This is a genomic window from Streptomyces sp. NBC_01006 (genome assembly GCF_045162725.1).
Classification (GTDB): domain Bacteria; phylum Actinomycetota; class Actinomycetes; order Streptomycetales; family Streptomycetaceae; genus Streptomyces.
This window is the reverse complement of record NZ_CP108700.1, coordinates 7,470,183-7,493,787: the sequence shown is the minus strand read 5'-3', so window position 1 is coordinate 7,493,787 and position 23,605 is coordinate 7,470,183. Positions and strand designations below refer to the sequence as shown.

Sequence of the window (23,605 nt, the reverse complement as noted above, 5' to 3'; positions counted from 1 at the left end):
TGACCTGAGCTCCCGCCCCGCGCTCCGCGCCGGGTGCCGGGCGTATGAGTCATGCCTGCATCCAGGAATCACACATGTCCACCACCCTGTCCGGCCGTACCGTCCTCGTCACCGGGGCCACCTCCGGCATCGGCTTCGAATCCGCCCGCACGCTCGCCGAAAGCGGCGCCCGCGTCCTCCTGCACGGGCGCACCCACGAGGAGGCCCGGGCCGCCGCCGACCGCCTGATCGCCACCGCGGGCATCGACGGCGCTCTCCTGCACCCGCTCGCCGCCGACTTCTCCCGTCTGGAGGAGGTCGAGGCCATGGCCCACGCGGTCGTACGGAGTCACCCCCTGCTGCACGCGCTGGTCAACAACGCCGCCATGGCCGCCCCCGAACGGCACACGCTCACGGGCGACGGCAACGAGATCGCCTTCCAGGTCAACTTCCTGGCCCACTACCTCCTCACCAATCTGCTGGAGCCGGCGCTGACCAGCGATCCCGGCGGCCGGGTCGTCAACGTCTCCTCCTCGCTCCACCGCACCGGCGCGATCCAGTGGAACGACCCGCAGCGCATGCGCCGTTACGCCCGTCTCGCCGCGTACGCGCAGTCGCAGCTGGCGCTGACCGTCTTCGCCGCCGACCCGCGCGTCACCGCCGTCTCCGTCGATCCGGGCATCTGCGAGACCGGCCTCCTCGCCCTCTACGGACACGAAGGCGCGCCCGCCGCCGAGGGCGCGGCCCACGTCGTACGCCTCTGCGACCCGGCGACCGAGATCGTCAACGGCGCGTACTACGACCGCTCCGAGCGGGTCGCCCCGGCCCCGGCCGCCACGGAGGACCGCACGGTCAAGCGCCTCAACAAGCTCGCCGACCTCCTCGTCGGCCACACCGCCTGAGCCCCGCCGGGGCGGTCCTCCGTCCAGCGCCGCCCCGCCGGACCGGGAGCCCGGCGAAGGGTGTGCCGGGCGCGATCCGGACTGCTCAGGCGGTGCCGAGTGCGGTGCGCAGGGTCTTGACGGCCTGGCTGATGGCGGCTTCGGCGGCATGGGTCTCGCGCAGGGCGTTGAGCATGACGAAGTCGTGGATGACGCCCTTTTGGCGGACGGCGGTGACGGGGACGCCGGCGCTGCGCAGCTTGTCGGCGTAGGCCTCGCCCTCGTCGCGCAGGACGTCGGCCTCCGCGGTGATGACCAGGGCCGGGGGCAGGCCGGTGAGTTGCCCGGTGGTGGCGCGCAGCGGGGAGGCGGTGATCTGGGCCCGCTCGGCGGGGTCGGTGGTGTACTGGTCCCAGAACCACTGCATGCCGTCGCGGCGCAGGTAGTAGCCCGAAGCGAACTGCTGGTAGGAGCCGGTGTCGAAGGCGGCGTCGGTGACGGGGTAGAAGAGGACCTGCTGACGCAGGTCCAGTCCCCCGCGTTCCTTGGCCATCAGGGTCAGGGCGATGCTCATGTTCCCGCCGACCGAGTCGCCTGCGACGGCGATCCGGGTGGCGTCGAGGCCGTGCGCCGCCCCGTCGGTGACGACCCAGCGGGCGACGGTCCAGTTCTGCTCGATCGCGACCGGGTAGCGGTGCTCGGGCGAGAGGCTGTACTCGGGGAACACCACGGCGGCGCCGGTTCCGACCGCGAGCTCGCGGACGAGGCGGTCGTGGGTGTGGGCGTTGCCGAACACCCAGCCGGCGCCGTGGATGTAGACGATCACCGGCAGCGCGCCGGACGCCCCCGCCGGGCGGACGATCCGGGTCTTGACCTCGCCGGTGGGGCCGCCGGGGACGGTCACCCATTCCTCGTCCACATCGGGCTTGGCGATCTCACCCGACTGGATCTCGTCCACGGCCTTGCGTCCCTCGGCCGGCGGGAGCTGGAAGAGGAACGGCGGCTTCGCCGTGGCCTCCGCGAGCGCGGTCGCAGCGGGTTCCAGGACGGGAGGGGCACTCTTCTCGGTCATGTCGGGCTCTCCAGTTCGTGGGACGTCGAAGGCGGGCAGCAGTTCTCGACGATCGCAGTACCCGCCGTCCGGCAGGGCGTACCAGAAACATACTGCACGACTAAGTCGTGCACAACTCAATCGTGCACGCTATAGTCGCGCGCACCCTGAGAGGTAGGATCGGGAGCTGGCAGTCCGCCGGCGGCGGCAGCGGAACGAGCAGAGGGGCGGCGTATGCAGAACGCGGCGAGCGAGAACCCGGAGAACGGCTCGCTCCGGCTGGAGGACCAGCTCTGCTTCGCCCTCTACGCCGCCTCGCGTGCGGTAACGGTGCGCTACCGGCCCCTCTTGGACGCGCTGGGCCTGACCTACCCGCAGTACCTGGTGATGCTCGCCCTCTGGGAGCGGGATTCCCTCTCCGTACGGGACCTGGGCGCGGCGCTGCAGCTGGAGTCCAGCACGCTCTCCCCGCTCCTCAAGCGCCTCGAAGCGAACGGCCTGGTCCTGCGCGAGCGGCGCGCCGACGACGAGCGCTCGGTCGCCGTCCGCCTCACCGAGGCGGGTGCGGAGCTCCAGAACAGGGCCCACACCGTCCCGCTCGCCATCGGCGACGCCATGAACCTGACCCCGGAGCAGGACGCCACCGCCAAACACCTGCTCCGCCTGATCACGGCGAACGTCGCCCGCGCGTAGTCATGCCGCGTGCCCGGAGGGGCGGTCGCTCTCGTTCTCCGCGAGGAAGTCCGCCAGTGCCATCACCAAGAGGAACACGAGCGCGATGCCGACGATGACCCAGCCGGTCGGGTAGTTCCACAGCACGAAGGTCAGCACGGCCGCGGCGAGCAGGACCCAGGTGATCCACCTGCGGTAGCGGTGGACGAACGGGCCCACCGGGCCGGTCCGCATGCCCGCGCGGTCCGCCGTGGAGCGGGCCGCGCCGATGCCCGAGTGCCACATCTGCCGTACGAACGTGGCCCAGCGGCCGGGGCCGGTCAGCCAGGCGGCCAGCGCGATCACCACGCCCAGCACCACGGCCATCCGGACCGTCGTACGGAGGTAGTGCGTCAACGCGTCGTACACGCTTCCGGCCGCGGGTTGCGAGACGCTGTCCGGCAGCGCGTTCAGGTACACCACGCGGAAGATCGTCAACGCGACGCCGAGCAGGAGGACGGCGAAGGCGAAGGCGAGTGCCGCCGTCACGAGAACGCGGCGCCGGTGACGGGAGAGGAGCACACCGGCGGCGATCAGCAGCACCGAGAGCACCGGCAGCCAGTTGCCGGCGATCTGCAGGAGGCGGAAGTAGGTTTTGACCTTGCCGATGTCGTCCGCCCGCAGGACGGTGAAGTCGGTGTGCACCTCGGGGATCTTGGCGGCCACCGTCATGCCTTCGTCGACGAGGCGCTGTTTCACCTGGTCGACGACCGGGCCCAGGTCGACGGTCACCGAGTCGTTGTTGATCTTCACGGCGCCCCCGCCGCTGCCCGTGAGGGCCTTGTCCACCGCGGTGTGGATACGGCGGTTGGCCTCGGTCCAGATCCGCTCGAAGGTCTCGGAGGCGATGACGTCCTGCGCCTTGTCGTGGACGAAGCTGCGGACGGCGTTCTCCAGCGAGTCGCCGAGCTTGCCGAGTGCCTTCTCCACGAGTGGCCGGTCGTCGGGCCCCACGCCTTCCAGCAGGGACTTGAGGTCGATGTGCTCCATCACCGCGTTGGTGACCCGGTTGGCCGCCGCGGCCTGGATGTCCGGGTCGGACGCGAGCGGGGCGACCGTCGCCACGTAGCGGTCCGTGTCGCCGACCACGCTCGACGTCCACGCCGCGACGGCCGCGAGCGGGGCGAGCACACAGCCGATGACGATGAGCAGGGCGGCGAAGAACGACTTCCACCGATGATGGGTCGCGCGGTCCGCCTTGTCGGCCTCCAGCGCCGCCACCCGGGTGCGCAGCCGTTCGAGTTCAGAGCGCTCCGCGTCCGATCCGGGCTCGCGTGCGGGCTCCCCGCCGGGGGCGGTGGCACCTTCGTCCGTCATGACACGTCCTCTCCTGCCCATTAGGGTTCACCTTGCAGCAGACCCCGTGGAGAGGCCGGGCGCGAGCGTTACGCATCCGAACGAGCGAACGGCCGGCTCATCGGGAGGGTTCGCTCCGCGGGCGCCGCCCACCGCCGATGCCTTGCCGGTCGGCGGTCTGCGCACTGGCGCGGCGGGCGGGGTCGGTGAACGTCCGCCGGACGGCTTCGTCGAGGAGAACGAGCTCTGCGCGTACCGCCGGCAGACGCTCGGCCGGCTGAGTCTCCAGCAGGTCCTCCAGCAGGGCGCGGAGCCGCCTGCACACCTGGAGGGACGTGGCCCCGTACTCGCGGATCTCGGTGACGCCGACCCGGAGGTAGTCCTCCCAGCTGCGGCCCGGCAGCACCAGCCGCGGCCGGCCCTGGTCGTCGGCGAGCACGTACTGCTCGCGCAACCGGGCTCGGCCGACCGTGTGCAGGAACGTGTCGATGTGGTTGAGCACTTGCACGGCGGTCGTGGGGTCGTTCACGGCGGGAGAGAGGGCGCGGATGGCGATGTCGACGAGGATGCGCAGGGCGAAGGCGGGGTCCTGCTCGATGGTGCGCTCGGTTCCGAGGGCGACGAGTCCGGTCACCCGCCGCGGGTCGGGCGGCGGCGCGGAGCCGTGCGCCTCCACCAGGGTGGTGCCGGGCGGTACGAAGTCGCCGATCTGGTGGGCCAGTACGAGGACGCAGTCGTTGCGGACGGCGGCGGCGATCAGCCCCGCCGCGTCGAACGCCTGGATCACTCCGCCGCGTTCGGAGCGGATGGGGGTCACCGGACCGGCATCCGGCGGGGAAGCCCCCTCGCGTACCGCATGGCGATGGAGGTGCTGCGTCCCCTGGGCCAGCACCTTCTCGCCCAAACGCCCCACCAGGTCGGCGATGGCCACGGGCCGGAGGTTGTGGGTGAACCGGTTGAGGTAGATGAGCAGCAGCACGAGGCTGACGGAGACGGCCACGCCGGACAGGGTCACCCCCAGGTCGGGGACGGAGTCCGACTCGATGCCGCGCAAGAGGGAGTAGGCGAACGCGAATGTTCCGGTGAACGTGGCCAGCACGGCTTTCTGCAGCCGGTCGCGGTACCACAGGCGCATGTAGCGCGGGGACAAGGTTCCCGTGGCCTGCTGGACGACGAGTACGCCGATGGTCACGACGAACCCGAGCAGCGCGACCATGGACCCGACGACCGAGGCGAGCACCGTGCTCGCCGTCGAGGCGGAGTACTGCCAGGTGCCCGGCAGCCAGCCCGCTCCCTCCGCGCGGGCGGCCCATTCGGCGAGCAGCGCCCCCAGCAGAAGCCCGAACAGGGGGACGATCCACAGGCTCGCCTTGGCGTACTGACGCAACCGGAAGCGCGCCGCCCAGGACATCACGGTCCGATGGTAAAGCCGTTTCCCGGCGGGTGCAGGGGCCGACCGCTCGGGAGGCTCTCACGCAATCCTGTGCTTACGCTGATGGGGTGGCGTCGGAAGGGGCTTTCCCATGGCTGACTACCCGCTGATCGAAAACCACGGCCTGATCGGTGATCTGCAGACTGCGGCATTGGTGACCACGGACGGAACGATCGACTGGTTCTGCTGTCCGCGTTTCGATTCGCCCAGCGTGTTCGGTGCTCTTCTCGACTGGGAGAAGGGCGGCCATTTCACCGTCAAGCCGACGGAAAGCACGTACACCACGAAGCAGTTGTACTTGCCGGACACCGCGGTTCTCGTGACGCGGTTCATGACCGAGACCGGTGCCGGCGAGGTGGTCGACTTCATGCCGGTGACCGGGACGACAGCCACCGACCGCCACCGCCTGGTCCGTATGCTCCGCTGCGTACGGGGCACCATGACCTTCCAGGTCGACATCGCACCGCGGTTCGACTACGGCCGTAAGCCGCACACGCTGCACGTCACCGAGAACGGGGCGGTCTTCGCCTCGGAGGACCTGGAACTCACCCTCAGCGTGGTGCGGGAGCCCGAGGACGACCGCTTGGTGCACACCGTCACCGGCGAACACGACCTGCGCGTCGAGCTCGGGCTGGAGGCCGGACAGCAGCGGGGGCTGGTCATGGAGTCGGCTGCGGACGGGCCGCCGCGCGAGATCCGGGTCGCCGAGTTCCAGGAACTCTTCGCCGAAACCCGGGAGTACTGGCGGTCGTGGCTGCGCCAGTCCCGGTACACGGGCCGGTGGCGCGAGACCGTGGAGCGCTCCGCCGTGACGCTGAAGTTGATGACGTACGCGCCCAGCGGCGCCCTGGTGGCGGCCCCCACGGCGGGGCTGCCGGAGCAACTGGGCGGCGAGCGCAACTGGGACTACCGGTTCACCTGGATCCGTGACGCGTCCTTCTCCGTGTACGCCCTGCTGGGGCTGGGGTTCACCGATGAGGCGAGGGCGTTCATCGGCTGGCTCAGCGACCGGGTGAAGGAGAAGGCCGGTCGCGACACCGACACGGGACCGCTGAACATCATGTACCGGGTGGACGGTTCCTCCGATCTCTACGAAGAGACCCTGGAGCACTGGGAGGGGTACCAGGGATCCGCCCCCGTGCGCATAGGCAACGGGGCGGCGACACAGCTGCAGCTGGACATCTACGGTGAGGCGCTCGACAGCATCTCCTTCGCCCACCAGCACGGCATCCACCTGGACGTCCACGGCTGGAAGTCGCTGCGCACGCTGCTCGCATGGCTCGTGGACCACTGGGACCAGGCCGGAGAGGGGGTGTGGGAGACCCGCGGCGGACGCCAGAACTTCACCTACGGCCGGGTGATGTCCTGGGTCGCGTTCGATCGCGCGCTGCGGCTGGCGGTCGAACACGGCCGGCCGGCCGAGAGCGGCCGCTGGGCCGCCGAGCGCGACAGCATTTACGAGCAGGTCCTGGCGAAGGGCTGGGACCCGGGCCGCAAGGCGTTCGTCCAGCACTACGGGAGCGATGTGCTCGACTCCTCGCTGCTGCGGATGCCGACGGTCGGGTTCATCACGCCCGACGACCCGATGTGGCGGTCCACCTTGGACGCGATGGACCGGGAGCTGGTCACCGACAGCCTGGTCTACCGCTACAACCCCGAGGCCTCGCCCGACGGTCTGCGCGGCTCCGAAGGGACCTTCTCCCTGTGCACCTTCATGTACGTCGACGCCCTGGCACGGGCCGGGCGGACCGATCAGGCCAGGCTCGTGCTCGAAAAGATGATGACGTACGCCAACCACCTGGGCCTGTTCTCCGAGGAGATCGCCCTGACGGGCCGCCAGCTCGGCAACTTCCCGCAGGCCTTCACCCATCTCGCGCTCATCGATGCGGCCATCACGCTGGACGAGAGGCTGAACCGCTCCCAACAGGACCGTGACTAGGCCGCTGGAACGGGGCCGAGCAGAACGAGGAGGTCGGCGTCGTGCGGGGTCACGGGCTGCGTCTCGTCGACCGGATCCAGCCGGCCGCCGGCGGTGACCACGAACAGCGTTTCGTGCCCCGGCGGGACGGGATCGGAGGCGGGCCGCACCAGGAACCGGGCGCCCTGTTCGTACCGTTCCGCCAGGACGTGTCTGACGAGTGAGCCGCCGAACAGGATGGCGCCGCCCGTGTAGGGCGCGACGACACCGTGGCCCTCCTGGGGCGGTCCCACCCGGTAGACGGGGCCCTCGACGTTGTCCTCGACCACCACCGAGGCGAGCGCGTTGAAGTCGTCGTCATCGGTGAGCAGGTAGACGGCGTTGACCCCCTCCAGCCGGGCCCGGGGATTGGTGGCGGTCGCCAGCAGGTCTCCCCTGGCCAGCTTGATTCCGGCGTCCTTGATCCGTTCGCGTTCCTCGCCCAGTCCCGCCCACATCTGTACGTCCAGCCCCGCCGACCGCAGCGCTCGTGCCAGCGCGATCGCCCACGGAGCACCCCCCACGAGCAGCGGCCGGGTGAGGTTCGGCTGGACGACGCCGAGCCGCCGGGCCACGGGGCCCGCGGTCAGGGCGTACAGCACGACCGTGGAGACGATCACCAGGAAGGTGATGGGAAGGATCTTGGATGCGCCGCGCAGTCCCAGTTCGACGAGGCTCGCGGAAAAGGCGGCGGCGGTGGAGGCCGCGACGATGCCGCGCGGGGCCATCCAGCCCGTGAACTCCCGTTCCCCCTTGGTCATGTCCTTTCCCATGGTGGCGACGAAGGCCACGAACGGCCGCACCACGAGCACGAGGAGCGCGACGAGGATGAGCGTGGGCAGGAGCACGGGCTTCAGGGAGGCCGGGGTGACGCTGGCCGAGATGGAGATGAACAGCAGTCCGATGATCAGCTGGACCAGAGTCTCGAAGAAGGGGCGGCGAGCGGGCATGTCGAAGCGCCGGATGTTGGCGGCGGCCATCCCGATGACGATGGCGGCGATGAGCCCGGTGTCGTCGCGGACGATGTCGCATCCCGCCGACACGGCGATCACCGTGGCCAGTTGCGCCAGCGTGCCGAGCGCCTCACCGAGCCGGAGCACGCGCAGGGTCAGCCACAGCAGCGCGATCCCCACGCATCCGCCGACGAGGCCGACCGCCATGCTGAGGAGGAACTGGCCCACCTGGTAGCCCCGGCCGATGTCGATCCGGTGCGTCGTGTCGATGGCGTGGAAGACGATCGCGCCGAGGATGGCGCCGATCGGGTCGGTCAGCGTCCCTTCCCAGATCAGCAGGCGCCGCACCTTGTCCGTGGGCCGCACGTACTGGAGCAGGGGCCCCACGACCGTGGGCCCCGACACGACGAGGATCATGCCCACCATCGCGGCCACCCTGAGCGACATGCTGAACAGGGCCGGGCCGACGGCGCAGACGGCCAGGAAGGTGATGGCCACCCCGAAGAGCAGCAGCCTGCCCACGATCGCGCGCGTCTGGCCGGTGAGGTTGCGCAGGTCGAGGCCGAGACCGGCGTCGTAGAGGATCACCGCCACCGACAGCGACACGAGGGCGGAGAAATCCTCCCCGATCAGCTGGTCCGGGTGAATGACGTCGGTCATGGCGCCCGCGGCGAACCCGACCGGCAGCAGCAGGATCAGCGCCGGGATGCGCAGCTTGCCGGCCAGGATCTGGCAGGCGGCGGCCAGGGCCACGGTCAGGGCGATGCCGAGGAGGACGTCGTTCTCGCTCACAGCGGATTCCTTCCTCCCCGCACGGGCGCGATGAGGGACTCGACGAGGTTCCGGCGGCCCCGTTCCTGCCGGTGGAGCTCAGTCGCCGTCGACCACGTCACCCCTCGTGGGGCCGGCCCGGCGCAGGTCGGACTCGGCGAGCGGTTCCAGCTCACCATGGGTGTCCATCCAGTAGAGGAAGAAGACGGCCGGGGCGACGAGCAGCACGGCGACGAGGCTGACCACCGACAGCCAGACCAGCGTCTGGGAATCGCCCGCGGCATCCGCCACGGTCAGGGACGTCGGGATGAGGTAGGGGCGCTGTGCGAGGCCCCAGGCGAAGACGGCCGCGGCGACGATGCCGACGGCGCTGAAGCGGGCCCAGTGCGTCTGCCCGCGCAGCACGAGCAGTCCCGTGGCCGCGAAGAACACCGCGGCCACGATCACGAGGGCGAGCCCCGCACCGTGGGTCAGTCCGTGCCAGACGTAGGGGGCGTCGCCGTGGGTGACGAGGAGCACGCCCACGGCCAACAGGGCGACCACGGCGAGACTGCCGAGGGCGCGGAGCCGGAAGTAGCCGACCAGGTCGGGTGCGTCGAAGCGCGCGGCGTCCGCGGCCAGGAACACGGCGCCGAGGAGTGCGGTCGCGGCGACGGTGAGCAGCCCGAACAGCAGGGACGTGGGGTTGGCCCACGCGTCCGCCGAGGCCTCGGTACCCGGCGCGACCCGGCCGGAGGCGACGCCACCGACGGCCGCCCCGAGGAAGAACGGGGTGAGCAGGGAGGCGATCGCGAACACGGCGCCGTAGAGGCGCCGCCGGGCGAGGCGACGACTGGGTTTGCGCAGGGCGAACCCGGCGCCGCGCAGGACCATGCCGAGGGCGGCCAGCGCCAGGGGGAGCCACATCGCGGTGAACACCGTCTCGAACATCACGGGGAATCCGGTCCACATGAGGATGAGGACGAAGATCAGCCAGACGTTGTTGACCTCCCACACGGGCGCCATGGCGTGGTCGATCAGCCATCTGGGGCGCTTGCCGCGCTCGGCTCCCCCGGCCGTCAGGTCCCAGAAGCCCGCCCCGTAGTCGGTCCCACCGGCGCAGGCGTACGCGGCCACGGCGAGCAGCATCACGAAGGCGACGAGGTCTGCCATCACGTACCACCTCCCCCGGACGGAGTGGAGCCGCTGTCTCCCGAGGACGGGGCGTCACCGGCCGGGACAGGAGGGCGCGGACCGTAGGGGGTGTCCGCCTCCGGTGCTTCGCCCGGCCGCCCGTCCGCCTGCTCGTCGGCCAGGCGCCAGCGGTCGCGCAGCTTCAGCAGCACCGTGAGGAACGCCCCGAAGATGGCCACGTACACCACGACCACCAGCCCGAACATGATCCAGAGGGTGGTGGAGCGGGTCGAGGTCACGGCCTCCGCGACGCGCATGTTCTGGTAGACGATCCAGGGCTGGCGCCCCACCTCGGTCGTGATCCAGCCGCATTCGACGGCGACGACGGAGCCGACGCCGGCGCAGGCCGCGCTGCGGTAGAACCACTTGGAGCGGGGCAGCCGGCGATGGCGCAGCCAGACCAGGCCGTACCAGAGGGCGAGCAGCAGGAGCAGGCTTCCGATCACGACCATGATGTCGAAGGCCCAGTGGGCGATCGTGGCCTGAGTGGCGTTCGGGCGGTCGCTCGCCGGTACGGAGGTCAGCCCGGTCACCTTGGTGGCCGGGCTGAACCCGGCCAGGATGGAGTCGAGCTGGGGGACCTTGATGCCGCCGGAGACGGTGCCGTCCGGATGGAGCCGGCCGAACAGGTACTCCGGGACGTGGGTGTCGGTCTCCCAGACGATCTCCATCGCGGCGAACTTCACGGGCTGCTTCCGGAACACCTGCCGGGCGATCGAGTCCCCCAGCATGAACTGCACCGGAGTGGCCGCCGCGGCGAGGGTGAAGGGGACCGTGAAGCCGAGCCGGTGGTAGCGGTCCCGGCGGCCGCGCAGCCATCCGACCGCGTACACGCCCGCCACGACGTAGCCCGCCGTCACGAGCATCGCCACCACGAAGTGCCAGTACTGGGGTCCGAACATCGGGGTGAAGATGGCCTTCCAGACGTTCACGTCGACCGGGTTGTCCTGGGAGTCGAGCGTGAACCCCTGCGGGGTGTTCATCCACGAGTTGGCGGCCAGGATCCCGAAGGCCCCCAGGAGCGCCGTCGCCGGCAGCGGCAGACCGAGCAGGAAGTGGGTGCGGGGCTTCAGCCTGCGCCAGCCGTACAGGTAGATGGCGATGAGCACCGCTTCGAGGAAGAAGGCCCAGGCCTCGACACCGAAACCGATGCCGAAGACATCGCCCCACTTGCCCATCAGCCCCGGCCAGAGCAGGCCGAACTCGAACGACAGCACGGTTCCGGTGACGACGCCGATCGCGAACTGCACGGCCATCACGGCCGACCAGCGCCGGGCCAGCAGCAGGGCCGTGGCGTCGTTCCTGCGCAGGCCGCGGTGGTGCATGACGAGGGTGATGAGCGGCAGCGCCACTCCCATCGGCACCAGGATGATGTGGGAGGCGAGGGTGAACGCCATGAGCTCCCTGGCCGGGAGCATTTGGGCGGGGTCGTCCGCCGCCAGCAGCTGGAGCGTGGTGTGCATGCGTTCCTTCGGCGCTCGGGATGACAGCTCGGAGGGGGCTCAGCCGCCGGTGGCGAAGCCGGGGAAGAGGGTCATCCCGCCGTCCACGTAGATCGTGGTGCCCACGACGTAGTCCATGAGGTCGGAGGCGAGGGCCACGGCGGCGTAGGCGATGTCCTCGGGGTCGCCGATGCGCTCGTACGGGATCAGCTTGAGCAGGTCCTGCCTGGCCTGTTCCGTCTCCCACGCGCCCCTGTTGATCGGCGTCTTGATGGCTCCGGGAGCGATCGCGTTCACGCGGATCTTCTTGGGCGCGAGTTCCTGGGCCAGCGTCGCCATCATCATCTGCACGCCGCCCTTGGAGGAGGCGTAGTTCACGTGCCCCGCCCAGGGAATGATCTGGTGGACGGAGCTCATGCAGATGATCTTTCCGGCCGCCCGGGACACCTCCGGGACGACGCCGCGCCGCAGGAACTCCTTCGTCGCTTCCCGCGCGCAGAGGAACTGGCCCGTGAGGTTGACGTCCAGCACCTTCTGCCACTGGGCGAGCGTCATCTCCTCGAAGGGGGCGTCGCGCTGCAGTCCGGCGTTGGCGACCAGGATGTCGATCGTGCCGAACTCCTGGACCATCCGGTCCATCATGGCCACGACCTGGTCCTCCTGGGACACGTCCGCCTCGTACGCGGCGGCGCGCACGCCGAACGAGGCGATCTCCTCGACCACCTTCTCGGCGTCCTCCTTGCCCGCCACGTAGTTCACGACCACGTCGGCGCCGGCCCGGCCCAGGCCGATGGCCGTGGCCTTTCCGATCCCGCTGTTGGCGCCGGTGACCAGTGCCTTCTGACCCTTGAGCAGGTGAGCGGGGATCACTCCCCGCGGTACACCCTCGGTGGAACTCACGATCGACTGCCTCCTCGAATGCCCGGTCCGGTGCGCCGGCCCGCGGCCCGGCAGGGCCCGAACGCCACCAAATCACCCCTCGGGGAGATCGGCGTCCCGGGCGAGGCGGTCTTGGGCCACGCGGCCGAGCACCGCCGCCCGGTCGGAGGAACCCGCGGGGTCAGCTCAGCCGTTCCACCAGGTGGTCGCCCACCCGCAGGGCGTTCGCGATGGCCGTGAGGGACGGATTGACCGCGCCGATGCTCGGGAAGAAGCTCGTGTCGACCACGTACAGGTTGTCGAGGTCGTGTGCCTTGCAGTTCACGTCCAGGGCGGAGGTGGCCGGGTCGTCGCCGAACCGTACGGTGCCGGCCTGGTGCGCCGTGGCGCCGATCGGCATGCCCTTGTGGAGGTAGATGCTGCGCGACAGGAGATGGTGCTCGTGCATCCCCAGATGGCCAAGCATGCCCTGGAGCTTGTGCCGCAGGCGTTTCAGCCCCTCGATGTTGTTCTTCTCGTCGAGCACGAGACGGATGGTGCCGTCGCCGTCGACGGTGACCCGGTTGTCGGGCAGCGGAAGGTCCTCGCCGCACAGCCAGAAGTCGACCGCGTGGTGGGCCATGACCTCGAAGGGCATGTCCGGGGTCACGGCGCCCGCCCAGCGGGGCGCCTCACCGTGGATCTGGTCGGCGTCCGACTTGCCCAGCATCTGGATGCCGCCCAGCGGGTAGTCCCAGTCGTCGGCGCCGAGGTACCAGTCGTGCAGGGCCAGGGTCTTCTGGAACTTCGTGGGGTTGGGCTCCTTCGAAATGGCCATCAGAGCAAGGTTGTTGTGGCGCATGTAGTGCCGGCCGACCACGTCGGAGCTGTTGGCCAGCCCGCCGGGGTGGCGGTCGTTGGCCGAGGCCAGGAGCAGCGCCGCCGAGTTGACCGCCCCGCAGGCGACGACCACGATGTCCGCGGTGTACGGGGTCTCGGCCCCGTCCTCGCTCCGGGTCACGACCGTGCTGACGGTGCGTCCGGTCGGGTCGGTCTCCAGCCGGACCACCCGGGCATTGGTGATCATCTCGACGTTCGGGTGCCGCAGGGCGGGCTCCACGCAGATCACCTGGGCGTCCGACTTGGCGCGCACCAGGCAGGGGAAGCCGTCCACGCGGTCGCAGCGGATGCAGACGCTGGAGCTGGTCGCCCGCCCGTTCTCGTCCTGGCTCAGGTCGACGCCGATGGGCAGGTGGAACGGGTGCAGGCCCCGCTTCTCCAGGTCGTCGCTCAGCTGCTGGATCCGCGGCTCGTGTTCGACCGGCGGATGGGCGTACTGGGCGCTGTACGACCCCTCCCAGGGGTCCTCCCCGTGGCGTCCGTGCACCTTGTAGAGGTGCTCGGCCTCGGTGTAGTACGGCTCCAGGTCCTCGTACCGGATCGGCCAGGCGGGCGAGAGCCCGTCGTGGTGGCGGAGCTCGCCGAAGTCCTCGGGCCGCAGCCGGAAGAGGGCGGCGCCGTAGAACTTGGTGTTGCCGCCGACGTAGTAGTTGACCTCGGGCGGGAACTCTTCGCCGTTCTTGTCCAGCCAGAACTCCGGGGCACGGTACTTGCCCTTCACGAACACCGCGGTGGAGTCCCAGTTGTCCCGCTCGCGGGGCAGGTAGTCACCGCGTTCGAGGATGAGTACCCGCTTTCCGGACGGGGCGAGCCGGTGGGCGAGCGTACCGCCGCCGGCGCCGGTACCGATGATGACGACGTCGTAGTGCGGGGTGTCGCCCACGGCGACCACCGTCCTTGCGCTCGCGGGCCCGCACTGTCACCGGGTCCTCTGTCTGCGCGCTGCCGGGACACGGCAGCCACCCCACCCCTTCGAACGTATCCCTCCTTCCCGGGTACGGCGACCGCACGATGCGGCCGTGCGGTCGGCCCCCTACGGGCCGGTCACAGGACGGCGATCGGGTTGACGGGCGAGCCTGTGGCCGACGGGAGCCTGAGCGGCGCCACCGTGCACAGGAAGGACCACCGGCCCTCGCGGGCGCACTCCCGGGTCAACTCCTCGAACTGCAGGTAGTCCATCAGATGCACTCCCATGGCGTGCACCGCCAGCACGTGCACGGGAAAGTCGACGCCGGCCACCGCACTGGGCGCGGTGTCGTTGTTGCCGTCCGACCCCAGTGCGGCGACCTGCCGATCGGCCAGGAACCGTACGGCCTCGGGATGGAGGCCGGCCCGGGCCTGCGCGGCGTTCCACGCCCCGCGCTCCTGGCGCCGAGGGCGGTGCCCCACCCGTACGAACAGCACGTCGCCCGGCCCGACCCGGACCCCCTGGGCCGCCTCCGCCGCGGTGAGGTCGGCGGTGGTCACGTGCTCTCCGGGCTCCAGCCAGGGCACGCCCCGCAGCCGCGGAACGTCCAGGAGCACGCCACGGCCGACGATGCCGCCCCGGACGACCTCGACGGAGAGCGCGCCGGCGCCCTCGGACGTCACGCTGCTCGCCGGCACTCCGTTGTAGAGCTCACCGTCGAACAGCACGTGGCACAGCGCGTCGAGATGACTGTCCGCGTCCCCGTGCACGTTCATCGCGAATCGGTCGCGTGCGAAGTGCAGCCCGTCGCCGCCGGTCTCACCGGTCTCACCGGCAGCGGGCACGATCATACGGTGGCGTGCCGGGTCGGGGTTGTCCGGGCCGGGCAGGGTTTCGATGGGCGCGGCCAGGGACACCGTACGTCCGGAGCGGACCTCGGCGGCGGCGGCCACGACCCGCTCGGGCGTCAGGTGGCCGAGCGCACCGCGCCGGTCGTCGGGGGCACGGGGGCTGCGCTCGCGCAGCTCCTCGTACAACGCGCGGAAGGCGTCGCCTGTCATGGGCTGCGGCGTCGACGGCCCGGTGTGCGGGGTCACCAGGACCCCCACGGGGCCAGGACCCACCGGAAGACGTGGCTGTCGCCCGGTTGCAGGACGGTGAGCGCCGTCCCGCTGCGGAAGGCGTCGGCCGGGCAGGACATCGGCTCGATGGCGACACCGCGCCTGCGCCGCCCGGGCTCCGGCAGCGTGTCCCCGGTGTACACCTGCACGTACCGGATGCCGTCGACGAGCCGTACGTCGATGCCGTGACGCTCCGACGGATGCGCGAGCCGGACCGTGCAGTGGCCGGCGGGGTCCCGGTCGAGACCCGTGTACGCGGTGTCCAGGCGCTGCTCGCCGATGGGCCGGGCAGTGCGGAAGTCGTACGCCGTGCCCTCGACCGGCTCCTCGCCGATCGGCAGGCCGCGTTCGTCGGTGCTGAGCCGGAGGCCGGCCGGCACGGTCAGCAGCGCGGTGTCCACCAGGTCGGTGCCCACGGTCAGATAGGGGTGCTGGCCCACGCCGTAGGGCGCGGCGGTGTCTCCCGGGTTGGTGGAGGTGACGGTGGTCTCGAGCCCCTCCGGGCCCAGCCGGTACTCGGCGCGGACCTCCAGCCGGTACGGATATCCCGGCTGCGGGAAGAGGCTGGTGCCCACCGTGACCGCGTCCTCGCTGCGGGCGAGCAGCCGCCACGGAACCCACCTCAGGAGGCCGTGGATCGCATTGTCGTTCTCCGGTTCGGTCAGCGGGAGTTGCAGGTCCTCGTCGCCGCCGAACCGGTAGCGCCCGCCGCCCACCCGGTTCGGCCAGGGCACGAGGAGCTGCCCGCGACCGCCGGTGATCTGCTCGTCGGCGGCGAATCCGTCGAGGAGCGGCCGCCCGGCCACCTCGTAGTGGCGCAGGGCACCGCCCAACTCGACCACCACCGCCTCGTGCGCGCCGTGGCGCAGCCGCCACTGTTCTCCTGATGCCGTGGGGGGCATGTGTGGCTCCTCGGTGTCCGTACTGGTGCCGGTGCCGGTGCTGGTGCCATTGCCGGTGCTGGTGCCATTGCCGGTGCCGGTGCCGGTGCCGAGCAGTGCGACGACGGCTGTGACCACGGCTTGCGGTGGCCGGTCGACATCCACGACGCAGGCGTGCTCTTCGGGCTCCGGCTCCTGGAGATCGGCGAACTGGCTGTCCAACAGCTCGGCGGGGAAGAAGTGGCCGTGCCTGGACAGCAGCCGGGACCGGAGGAGTTGCCGTGAACCGTGCAGGTACACCAGCCGTACTTCGGGCCGTCCTGCGGCCAGTTGGTCCCGATAGGCGCGCTTGAGCGCGGAGCAGGCGATGACGGCGGGTTCCCGCGCCGCGATCCGCCGGTCGATCCATGCCGCGACCGCAGCCAGCCAAGGGCGTCTGTCCGCTTCGGACAGGGCCTCCCCGGCCGCCATCCTGGCCTGGTTCGCCGGCGTGTGGAAATCGTCCGCGTCCTGGTAGGCCCAGCCGAGCCGGTCGGCCAGCAGCAGGCCCACCGTGGACTTCCCCGACCCCGCCACGCCGGTCACGAGCACCACGAATGCCGGCGCTCCCGCCGCACGGGCTCGCGGCTCGGCCCTCGCGTGGTGACGCGCCATACGGCCTCCTTCACGCGGTACGAACGGACCCGTCCGGCCGTTTGCCGGGTGCTTCCGCGGGCACGCCCGTGGGACCGCGCGGCAGCAACTGGGTCGTCACGAAGGCCACGACGGCCGCCAGGATCACCACGGGGGTCATGGCGACGCTGCCGAGCACCAGGACGACGAGAACGATGCTGCTGACCGGCAGCCGCAAGGCGCTGGTCGTCGAGGCCGCCATGCCCGCGGCCATTGCCGGTACGACCCCCAGGCCCGGCAGGGGCGCGAGCAGCACACCCACGGCAGCACCCAGGAACAGCGACGGAAACACGGGGCCGCCCCGCAGACTGCCCAGGCACAGGGAATAGGCGACGCTGGTGCAGAGCACCACCGCGATCAGCGCCCCGACCCCCCACTGGTGCGGATCGGCGGCCATCTGGCTCAGCGTCTGCTGGCCGGAGGAGGCCACGTTCGCGGGCGAGCGGCCGGTGGTGAGCGCGTACACGGCGGAGCAGACGCCGGCCGCCAGGGCGCACAGGGTGGTACGGGCGACGGTGTGCTTCGCGACGAACCGCGCGGTCAGCCGCCCGCCTTCCATGATCAGATGTACGAGGACACCGATGGCCACGGCCATCAGCACCGCCCAGGACACGTCCGCGACATCGAGCCGCGGAGTGGGCACGCCCACCTTCACGGAAAGGGTGGGCGCATCGAAACCGGTCCAGCGGCCGATGCCGGTGAACACGAGTGCGCCCACTCCGCTCGACAGCAGCGCGGGCAGCATGACCGCGAACAGTTGTGGCCCGCCCACCCCGGCCACCTCGATGAGGATCACCGCCGCGACCAGTGGGCTCCCGAAGATCACCGCGACCGCTGCCGCCGCTCCGGCCGCGCCGAGGAGTGCCGTGCTCTGGGGAGTCGCCGGCACCCGCGCCAGATCCCTGAAGACCAGGGCCAAACCGCTGCCGAGGGCGATCAACGGGGCCTCCGGTCCGAGCGTGGCGCCCAAGGGAAGGCTGAGCATCGCGGCGAGGATCACGCCGGGCAGGGCTGCGGGCGAGATGCCGCCCGTATGGAGTCCCGAGGCGGGGACGTGGCCGCCCGTGCCGGGCAGGCGGGTGACCACGAGCCCGACGGTCGTACCGGCCACGAGCAGCAACGGCAACGGCCACCACCAGGGCGGGACGTTCCACCCCAGAGCCTGCGGCAAGCCGCCCCACATCAGGTGTTCCAGCTCGTGGAGTGCGACCAGGAACCAGAACGCGACCAGCGACACCGGAATGCCGATGAGGGCGCAGAACACGAGTGCCTTGAAGTAGCCGGGATTGCGCAGCAGTTCACGCAGCCGGTCCGCCTCTTCGGGCTGTGTCGCTTCGGAAGGCCCTGCCGGGTGTGGATCCGACGCCGTCATGCGGTGTGTCCCGTCTCGGTTCCGGACGTCCCTGTCAAGCGAGGAGTTTGGCCTTCTCGGCCGCGAACTCCTCGTCCGTCAGCAGACCTTGGGCCTTCAAGTCGCCCAGTTGCTTGAGTTGCTCGATCCTGGTGCTCATGTCGTCGCCGGGGGTTGCGGCGGGCGCCGGCGCCGCGGCGGGCGGGGGCGGCTCCTGAGCCGCCTGCTGCGGTTCGTTCTGCTGTGACCATCGGCCCGCCTGCCGCCGCGAGACGCGGTTCGATACCGCGGTGGCGGTTCCGGCCACCACGGCTGTACGGGCGACGCCACGAAGAAGTCCGGGCATGTTCGTTCATCTCCCAGGGGTGTACGGGTGGGCCGAAGCAACCTGATGGCACGGCCCGGGTCTTCGAGCGGGTGCCGGAGCGCCGGAGGCCGTCACGTCTACTCGCCCGCCTCGAGCGAGGCCAGCAGGGCCTGTACGGGGATGCGTCCGCTCGCCACCATCTGGGCGCCGCTGCGACGCAGGGCCCGGGCGAAGGGGGCGGCCCACACGTTCTCGTACACGAGGATCGCGGCGGAGTTGCCGGGCTCCAGTGCTGCCCCCGCCTCGTCGAAGTCGCCCTGGTCGAGCAGTCCGGACGACGCGCCTTCGAAAACGGTCAGATCGGCCTCGTCGCCGAAATCCCTGAGTTCGACCGCGACGACCGAGCCGTCCACGTCCTTGCGGACGAACTGCAAGTCCAGGATGCGGATGAGGCCGCGTTCGACGAGGTCGACGAGCAGCGGCAGGCCCTCGCCCGTCATGCGGTTGCCCCGGAACTCGACGATCAGGTAGTCGATGGGGCCCATGTCTTCGATGTCGGCGCTCATGGCCACTCCTCACGAGCGGATTGAAGTCCGGGCCGTGCCCACAGCCCCTGGTCAAGGGGTGCACGCCACGACACACGGCGACGGACAGCCCACCACAGCCATTGCAGCATCCTGCCGGAGGCTGCGCACTTCCGCGGGTTACGGACGGGCCTCGTCCCACAGCGTCGGGTAGCGCCGGGCCAGCTCCTGCTCGGCCCAGGCCAGCCGGCGCTGGACGAGGTCCTCGCGGTCGGCGGGCTGTCCTGCCGCCAGGTGCAGCAGCAGGGTCCGTAGACGCAGCAGGACCATCGGTGCATGGGCCGAGGCCGAGACGACGTCGTCGAGGGCGGTGTGCAGGTATTCGTCCCGGCCGGGAAGTTCGACGACGACGCGGACGTGCCCGTCGGGGTCGGCCACGTGGAGGGGACCGGCCGGCAGGCCGGCCGGTCCGGTCAGGAGGTCTTCGAGGCAGTCCAGGCCCTGTACGGCGGTGGCGGGGTCGTTCACAGCCGGCGACAGGGCCCGCAGGACGATGTCCGCCAGGAGCCGGAAGGCGAACAGGGGGTCCTGGTCGAAGGTCCGCTCGGCCCCGGTGACCAATGCGGCCAGGACCGCGGGGGCCGGGTCCGCGGTGAGCTCCGTGGCGGTGTGGATGTCGGCGACCGGCACCCCGAAGGACAAGGTGGTGCCCGGAATCGCGCGCAGTACGACGACCGCGTGCGCCGCGCGGGCCGTGGCCAGGAGGCGTTCCATGTCGACCTGCTGCAGGATCGTCATGGGCCTGGGCCAGCTGACGGTCGATCTCAGGGGCGGCAGTGCGGCGGCCGGCACGGGGGCCGCGGCTCCGGACGCGGCGCTGCGGAGGGCGTCCATGACGAGGCGCCCGCGCTCGGTCACCACGTGCAGGACCGGCGCGAGCTGGATCGATGCGAGCGCCTTCAGCTGCAGCGTCCGCAGCAGCGCCAGCAGGACCAGCAGCAGCACGACCGCTGCGCCCGGCACCGCGGTCGACACGCGGGTGCTCGTACCGATCACCAGCGCGGCCGTGAGGCAGAACACCACCAGGCCGATCGCGAACGAGAAGGTCCGCCACACGAAGGGTGCGTTGCCGAAGAGGGTCAGCCTCGGCGTGAAGGAGGTATGGGCCCACTGCACCACGAGGAACAGCAGGGAGAAGATCACCGCCGTCACTCCCAGCACGCTGAAGCCCAGTCCGATCAGCAATTCGTTCGCGTGAGGACCCGACACCTGGGGCCCGCCCGTGATCCTGGGGAGGACCAGGCCCAGGCCCGCCCCCGCCGCGGCGAACAACAGCTGGGACAGCTCGGCCCGCAGGCGCGGCCTGCGGCGCAGCGGGATCGGTCGGGTGACGGCGGCCATCGGTACTCCAGCAGCGACAGGGCTCCCCTCCGGACATCGGCCGGTTCAGGGCGCACGGGCGGAACGAGACGCACGCTGGTGCAACGTCTCAGATCTCGCCCCTCGCACGCCCCACGACACGGCATCGCCCGGACCGGTCGGTGAATGCCTCCCCGGAGCGCCCGAACGGCGCCTGCGCGGCCCCTCCGCATGCGCACTGCCTCGGGCCGACGCACCCTGTGAGCGTGGGCCATGACGCAGGTACGTCGATACGCCCGTCGGCGGCACAGCGACGGGTCCTCGCCCCGCTCGCGCTCGCGCAGTTCATCTGCAGCTTCGCCGGCTCGAACATGAACGTGATGATCAATGACATCAGCGAGGACCTCGACACCACCGTGCAGGGCGTGCAGATCGCGATCACGATCTTCCTGCTCGTCATGGCCGCGCTGATGATCCCCGGCGGCAAGCTGACCGACCGCTACGGCCGCAAGCGCTGCTTCCTGGCCGGTCTCGTCGTGTACGGGATCGGCGCCCTGCTGAGCGCCGCCGCCCCGGGCCTGGGCGTCCTGATCCTCGGCAACTCGATCCTGGAGGGTGTCGGTACGGCCCTGCTCATCCCGCCGGTGTACATCCTCACGACACTCCTCTTCACGGACATGGCCTCCCGGGCCCGCGCATTCGGGGCGATCATGGCGTTGGGCGGCATCGGCGCCGCGGCAGGTCCGTTGATCGGCGGGCTCATCACCTCATGGCTCAGCTGGCGGGCCGCCTTCGTGTTCCAGGCCCTGGTGATCGCGTTGATCGTCGTGCTCAGCCGCCACATCGAAGACCCCCTGCCACCGGATCCGACGCGCCCCTTCGACACCGTCGGAGCCGTCCTCTCGGCCGCCGGCCTCGTCCTCGTCGTCATGGGGATCCTGGCCGCAGACAACAACGTCTGGCTGATGACCGGCCTGCTCGCCCTCGGCGCACTCACGCTGCTGTGGTTCTTCCGCCACGTACGCGCCCGCGAGGCGGCCGGCAAGGAGCCGCTGCTGTCCACCAGCCTGTTCCGCGACCGCACCTCCAACCTCGGCCTCGTCACCCAGAACGTCCAGTGGCTGCTGCTCATGGGGTCCTCGTTCACGGTGGCGGCCTACCTTCAGGTCGTACGCGGCTACGACGCCGTCGAGACCGGCGTCATCTTCACCGCGGCCACCCTCGGCCTGCTCGCCACGTCCCTGGCTGCCGAGCGCCTCGCGAAACGGCGCCCCCAGCGCACGCTCATCACGGCAGGATTCGTCGTCGCGGTCGCCGGCATCGTCGTTCTGATCGCCATGGTCAACAGCTTCCCGAGCGCGTGGGCCTTCGCCCCCGGACTCCTCCTGCTCGGCCTGGGCCTGGGCCTGATGCTGACCCCGTCGGTCAACGTCGTCCAATCGAGCTTCCCCGAGGAGCGGCAGGGCGAGATCTCCGGCCTGTCCCGCAGCGTGTCGAACCTCGGCTCCTCACTGGGCACCGCCGTCGCCGGCACGATCCTCGTCGCCGAACTCACCACCAGCGCCTACGCCGCCGCGATGATCACACTCGCCGTCCTGGGGCTCGTCGGACTCACCGCCGCAATGCTCCTGCCCAAGACCCCGGCCACGGGAGACCACTGACCGAACCGACCCAAGATCCCAACGCCAACGCCGGAGGGTCAGTTCAGGAGGATCGCACGCAGGTTGGGCACGAGCTGTCGGACGAGTTCCTCGTCCGACAGCTCCGCGAGCGGGCCGCTCCTGAACACGTAGCGGGAGAAGGTGACGCCGATGAGGTAGGCGCCGACCGAACCGACACGCTCTTCCAGTTCCGGTCCCGGGATCACACGGCGGTACATCTCCAGGCTCTCGTCCTGCATCGCGGCGAACAGCCGCTTGGCGGTGTCCTCGTCGGAGGCCACGGAGCGGATCAGCGTGACGAACGGGTCGCCTCCGCCGCTCTCGGTCATAGGGCGTACGTACGACCGGGCGATCCGCACGGGGAGGGTCTTGGGGTCGCCGGCGATCTCCGCCATGAGGTTGCCGGAGCTGGGCACCGCGGCGAGGAACAGCTGCTCCTTGGTGCCGAAGTGCCTCAGCACGAGGCTGTGGCCGACACCGGCCCGGCTCGCGACGTCGCGGATGGTGGTCTTGGCGAAGCCGCGTTCGGCGAACGCGGCGCGCGCCGCGTCGAGGATGGCCGCCCTGCGCGCCTCGGGCTCGCGGGTACGTTTCCTGGCGGGCGCGGCGGCCTCGGGGGCTGCCGCCGAGCTCTGCTCGATCTCTGGGGTATCCACGAAACAAGGCGGGCTCCCCGCCACGCGTCCCCGCCATGGAAGGAAGCACAGCCATGTCCCTTGAGCCCCTCTCCCCGGAGAACACCACCGTCGTCCTGGTCGACTACGCCGTCGGCTTCGCGAACGTCCTCGGCTCGCACGACCTGGGCCGGCACATCAACAACGTGGTCGGCCTCGCGAAGACCGCCAAGTGGTACGGCAGCGGCCTGGTGGTCACCAACGGCCTGCCCAGCAAGCCGTCCGGCCCGCTGTACCCCGAACTGATGGAGGTCCTCGGCGACCAGCCGGTCATCGAGCGGGCCTGCGACCTCAACGCGTTCCTCGACGAGGCGTTCGCCGAGGCCGTCCGCGCCGAGAACCGCCCGAACCTGGTCATCGGCGGCATCGCCACCGACGGCTGCGTTCTGCAGACCGTGCTCGGCGGTCTGCGGGCGGGCTACCGCGTGCACGTCGCCGTCGACGCCTCCGCCAGCCTCACCACCGAGACCCACGAGGCCGCCGTGCAGCGCATGGTCCAGGCCGGCGCGGTGCCGGTCACCTGGTTCTCGCTCGCCGCCGAGTTCCAGCTCGACCCGAAGTTCCACGACGCGCCCCACCGGCTGCGCCTGATGACGGAGAACGTGCCCGCCCTCGGCATGAGTGCGCGCGCCTTCTTCAACGGCATGGAGCACGGCAAGCGCTCCGCCGCGGCTTCCTGATCCGGCACGCACCCCGAGCACCGGTCGGTGTACGAGCTGGACATCGGCCGCATCCGCACGCGGG

General features: G+C 70.7%; 20 protein-coding genes. 5 read left to right on the top strand and 15 right to left on the bottom strand.

What is annotated here, in order from left to right; genetic code table 11:
• The first annotated feature begins 74 nt into the window (after positions 1–74).
• A complete protein-coding gene (locus OG509_RS34155) occupies positions 75–881 on the top strand; it encodes an SDR family NAD(P)-dependent oxidoreductase (RefSeq protein ID WP_406186443.1) in 807 nt (268 codons plus the stop codon).
• An 85-nt stretch (positions 882–966) separates the two neighbouring features.
• Here the strand turns inward: OG509_RS34155 and OG509_RS34150 are convergent, their stop codons facing one another.
• Positions 967–1,932, bottom strand: a complete 966-nt coding sequence (locus tag OG509_RS34150) for an alpha/beta hydrolase (protein ID WP_406186442.1) — start codon at positions 1,930–1,932, stop codon at positions 967–969.
• A 213-nt stretch (positions 1,933–2,145) separates the two neighbouring features.
• On the opposite strand from OG509_RS34150, the gene OG509_RS34145 reads away from it, so the two are divergent.
• Positions 2,146–2,604 carry a MarR family winged helix-turn-helix transcriptional regulator gene (locus OG509_RS34145; RefSeq protein WP_406186441.1) on the top strand — a complete coding sequence of 153 codons (459 nt, stop codon included), beginning with the start codon at positions 2,146–2,148 and terminating at the stop codon, positions 2,602–2,604.
• Here the strand turns inward: OG509_RS34145 and OG509_RS34140 are convergent, their stop codons facing one another.
• Complete coding sequence (locus OG509_RS34140) at positions 2,605–3,939, bottom strand: hypothetical protein (RefSeq protein WP_406186440.1); 1,335 nt, start codon at positions 3,937–3,939, stop codon at positions 2,605–2,607. It abuts the gene before it with no gap.
• Between the two features lie 97 nt (positions 3,940–4,036).
• Positions 4,037–5,329, bottom strand: a complete 1,293-nt coding sequence (locus tag OG509_RS34135; protein ID WP_406186439.1) for a DUF2254 domain-containing protein — start codon at positions 5,327–5,329, stop codon at positions 4,037–4,039.
• A 112-nt stretch (positions 5,330–5,441) separates the two neighbouring features.
• On the opposite strand from OG509_RS34135, the gene OG509_RS34130 reads away from it, so the two are divergent.
• Positions 5,442–7,289 (top strand): glycoside hydrolase family 15 protein, encoded by a 1,848-nt coding sequence (locus OG509_RS34130; RefSeq protein WP_406186438.1) that lies wholly within the window; start codon positions 5,442–5,444, stop codon positions 7,287–7,289.
• On the opposite strand, the gene OG509_RS34125 is transcribed toward OG509_RS34130, so the two are convergent.
• The 11 genes from OG509_RS34125 to OG509_RS34075 all read right to left on the bottom strand — a co-directional run bounded on the left by OG509_RS34125 (position 7,286) and on the right by OG509_RS34075 (position 20,568).
• A complete protein-coding gene (locus OG509_RS34125) occupies positions 7,286–9,052 on the bottom strand; it encodes a cation:proton antiporter (protein WP_406186437.1) in 1,767 nt (588 codons plus the stop codon). The two genes, OG509_RS34130 and OG509_RS34125, sit on opposite strands and share 4 nt — an antisense overlap.
• A 78-nt stretch (positions 9,053–9,130) precedes the next feature.
• Positions 9,131–10,183, bottom strand: a complete 1,053-nt coding sequence (locus OG509_RS34120) for a cytochrome d ubiquinol oxidase subunit II (RefSeq protein WP_406186436.1) — start codon at positions 10,181–10,183, stop codon at positions 9,131–9,133.
• The gene (locus tag OG509_RS34115; protein WP_406186435.1) at positions 10,183–11,667 is read right to left on the bottom strand and encodes a cytochrome ubiquinol oxidase subunit I; all 1,485 of its coding nucleotides are present in this window, start codon (positions 11,665–11,667) and stop codon (positions 10,183–10,185) included. The genes OG509_RS34120 and OG509_RS34115 overlap by 1 nt, the downstream gene beginning before the upstream one ends.
• A gap of 39 nt (positions 11,668–11,706) precedes the next feature.
• Positions 11,707–12,546 (bottom strand): SDR family oxidoreductase, encoded by an 840-nt coding sequence (locus OG509_RS34110; RefSeq protein WP_406186434.1) that lies wholly within the window; start codon positions 12,544–12,546, stop codon positions 11,707–11,709.
• Positions 12,547–12,706: 160 nt separating this feature from the next.
• Positions 12,707–14,287 carry a GMC oxidoreductase gene (locus OG509_RS34105; protein ID WP_406186433.1) on the bottom strand — a complete coding sequence of 527 codons (1,581 nt, stop codon included), beginning with the start codon at positions 14,285–14,287 and terminating at the stop codon, positions 12,707–12,709.
• Between the two features lie 161 nt (positions 14,288–14,448).
• A complete protein-coding gene (locus OG509_RS34100; protein ID WP_406186432.1) occupies positions 14,449–15,372 on the bottom strand; it encodes a cyclase family protein in 924 nt (307 codons plus the stop codon).
• Positions 15,373–15,404: 32 nt separating this feature from the next.
• Positions 15,405–16,967, bottom strand: a complete 1,563-nt coding sequence (locus OG509_RS34095; protein ID WP_406186431.1) for a gluconokinase, GntK/IdnK-type — start codon at positions 16,965–16,967, stop codon at positions 15,405–15,407.
• 10 nt (positions 16,968–16,977) lie between these two features.
• The gene (locus tag OG509_RS34090; protein WP_406186430.1) at positions 16,978–18,357 is read right to left on the bottom strand and encodes a chloride channel protein; all 1,380 of its coding nucleotides are present in this window, start codon (positions 18,355–18,357) and stop codon (positions 16,978–16,980) included.
• Positions 18,358–18,391: 34 nt separating this feature from the next.
• Positions 18,392–18,682, bottom strand: a complete 291-nt coding sequence (locus OG509_RS34085) for an SHOCT domain-containing protein (protein WP_406186429.1) — start codon at positions 18,680–18,682, stop codon at positions 18,392–18,394.
• Positions 18,683–18,780: 98 nt separating this feature from the next.
• A complete protein-coding gene (locus OG509_RS34080) occupies positions 18,781–19,209 on the bottom strand; it encodes a DUF6325 family protein (RefSeq protein ID WP_406186428.1) in 429 nt (142 codons plus the stop codon).
• Positions 19,210–19,347: 138 nt separating this feature from the next.
• Positions 19,348–20,568, bottom strand: coding sequence for a DUF2254 family protein (locus tag OG509_RS34075; protein WP_406186427.1), 1,221 nt, complete (start codon positions 20,566–20,568; stop codon positions 19,348–19,350).
• 224 nt (positions 20,569–20,792) lie between these two features.
• Between OG509_RS34075 and OG509_RS34070 the strand changes: the two genes are divergently transcribed.
• Positions 20,793–22,187 (top strand): MFS transporter, encoded by a 1,395-nt coding sequence (locus OG509_RS34070; protein WP_406186426.1) that lies wholly within the window; start codon positions 20,793–20,795, stop codon positions 22,185–22,187.
• Positions 22,188–22,225: 38 nt separating this feature from the next.
• Here OG509_RS34070 and OG509_RS34065 read toward each other — a convergent pair whose 3' ends face one another.
• A complete protein-coding gene (locus OG509_RS34065) occupies positions 22,226–22,843 on the bottom strand; it encodes a TetR family transcriptional regulator (protein ID WP_406186425.1) in 618 nt (205 codons plus the stop codon).
• 53 nt (positions 22,844–22,896) lie between these two features.
• On the opposite strand from OG509_RS34065, the gene OG509_RS34060 reads away from it, so the two are divergent.
• Entirely contained in the window at positions 22,897–23,541 is a 645-nt protein-coding gene (locus tag OG509_RS34060) for an isochorismatase family protein (protein ID WP_406186424.1), read from the top strand.
• Positions 23,542–23,605 lie beyond the last annotated feature (64 nt).

Coding starts and splice junctions, on each gene's coding strand:
- OG509_RS34120 (WP_406186436.1), bottom strand. CDS start 10,183: ATGGCAGACCTCGTCGCCTTCGTGATGCTGCTCGCCGTGGCCGCGTAC.
- OG509_RS34075 (WP_406186427.1), bottom strand. CDS start 20,568: ATGGCCGCCGTCACCCGACCGATCCCGCTGCGCCGCAGGCCGCGCCTG.
- OG509_RS34095 (WP_406186431.1), bottom strand. CDS start 16,967: ATGGCGCGTCACCACGCGAGGGCCGAGCCGCGAGCCCGTGCGGCGGGA.
- OG509_RS34150 (WP_406186442.1), bottom strand. CDS start 1,932: ATGACCGAGAAGAGTGCCCCTCCCGTCCTGGAACCCGCTGCGACCGCG.
- OG509_RS34085 (WP_406186429.1), bottom strand. CDS start 18,682: ATGCCCGGACTTCTTCGTGGCGTCGCCCGTACAGCCGTGGTGGCCGGA.
- OG509_RS34135 (WP_406186439.1), bottom strand. CDS start 5,329: ATGTCCTGGGCGGCGCGCTTCCGGTTGCGTCAGTACGCCAAGGCGAGC.
- OG509_RS34115 (WP_406186435.1), bottom strand. CDS start 11,667: ATGCACACCACGCTCCAGCTGCTGGCGGCGGACGACCCCGCCCAAATG.
- OG509_RS34060 (WP_406186424.1), top strand. CDS start 22,897: ATGTCCCTTGAGCCCCTCTCCCCGGAGAACACCACCGTCGTCCTGGTC.
- OG509_RS34140 (WP_406186440.1), bottom strand. CDS start 3,939: ATGACGGACGAAGGTGCCACCGCCCCCGGCGGGGAGCCCGCACGCGAG.
- OG509_RS34100 (WP_406186432.1), bottom strand. CDS start 15,372: ATGACAGGCGACGCCTTCCGCGCGTTGTACGAGGAGCTGCGCGAGCGC.
- OG509_RS34130 (WP_406186438.1), top strand. CDS start 5,442: ATGGCTGACTACCCGCTGATCGAAAACCACGGCCTGATCGGTGATCTG.
- OG509_RS34090 (WP_406186430.1), bottom strand. CDS start 18,357: ATGACGGCGTCGGATCCACACCCGGCAGGGCCTTCCGAAGCGACACAG.
- OG509_RS34080 (WP_406186428.1), bottom strand. CDS start 19,209: ATGAGCGCCGACATCGAAGACATGGGCCCCATCGACTACCTGATCGTC.
- OG509_RS34145 (WP_406186441.1), top strand. CDS start 2,146: ATGCAGAACGCGGCGAGCGAGAACCCGGAGAACGGCTCGCTCCGGCTG.
- OG509_RS34155 (WP_406186443.1), top strand. CDS start 75: ATGTCCACCACCCTGTCCGGCCGTACCGTCCTCGTCACCGGGGCCACC.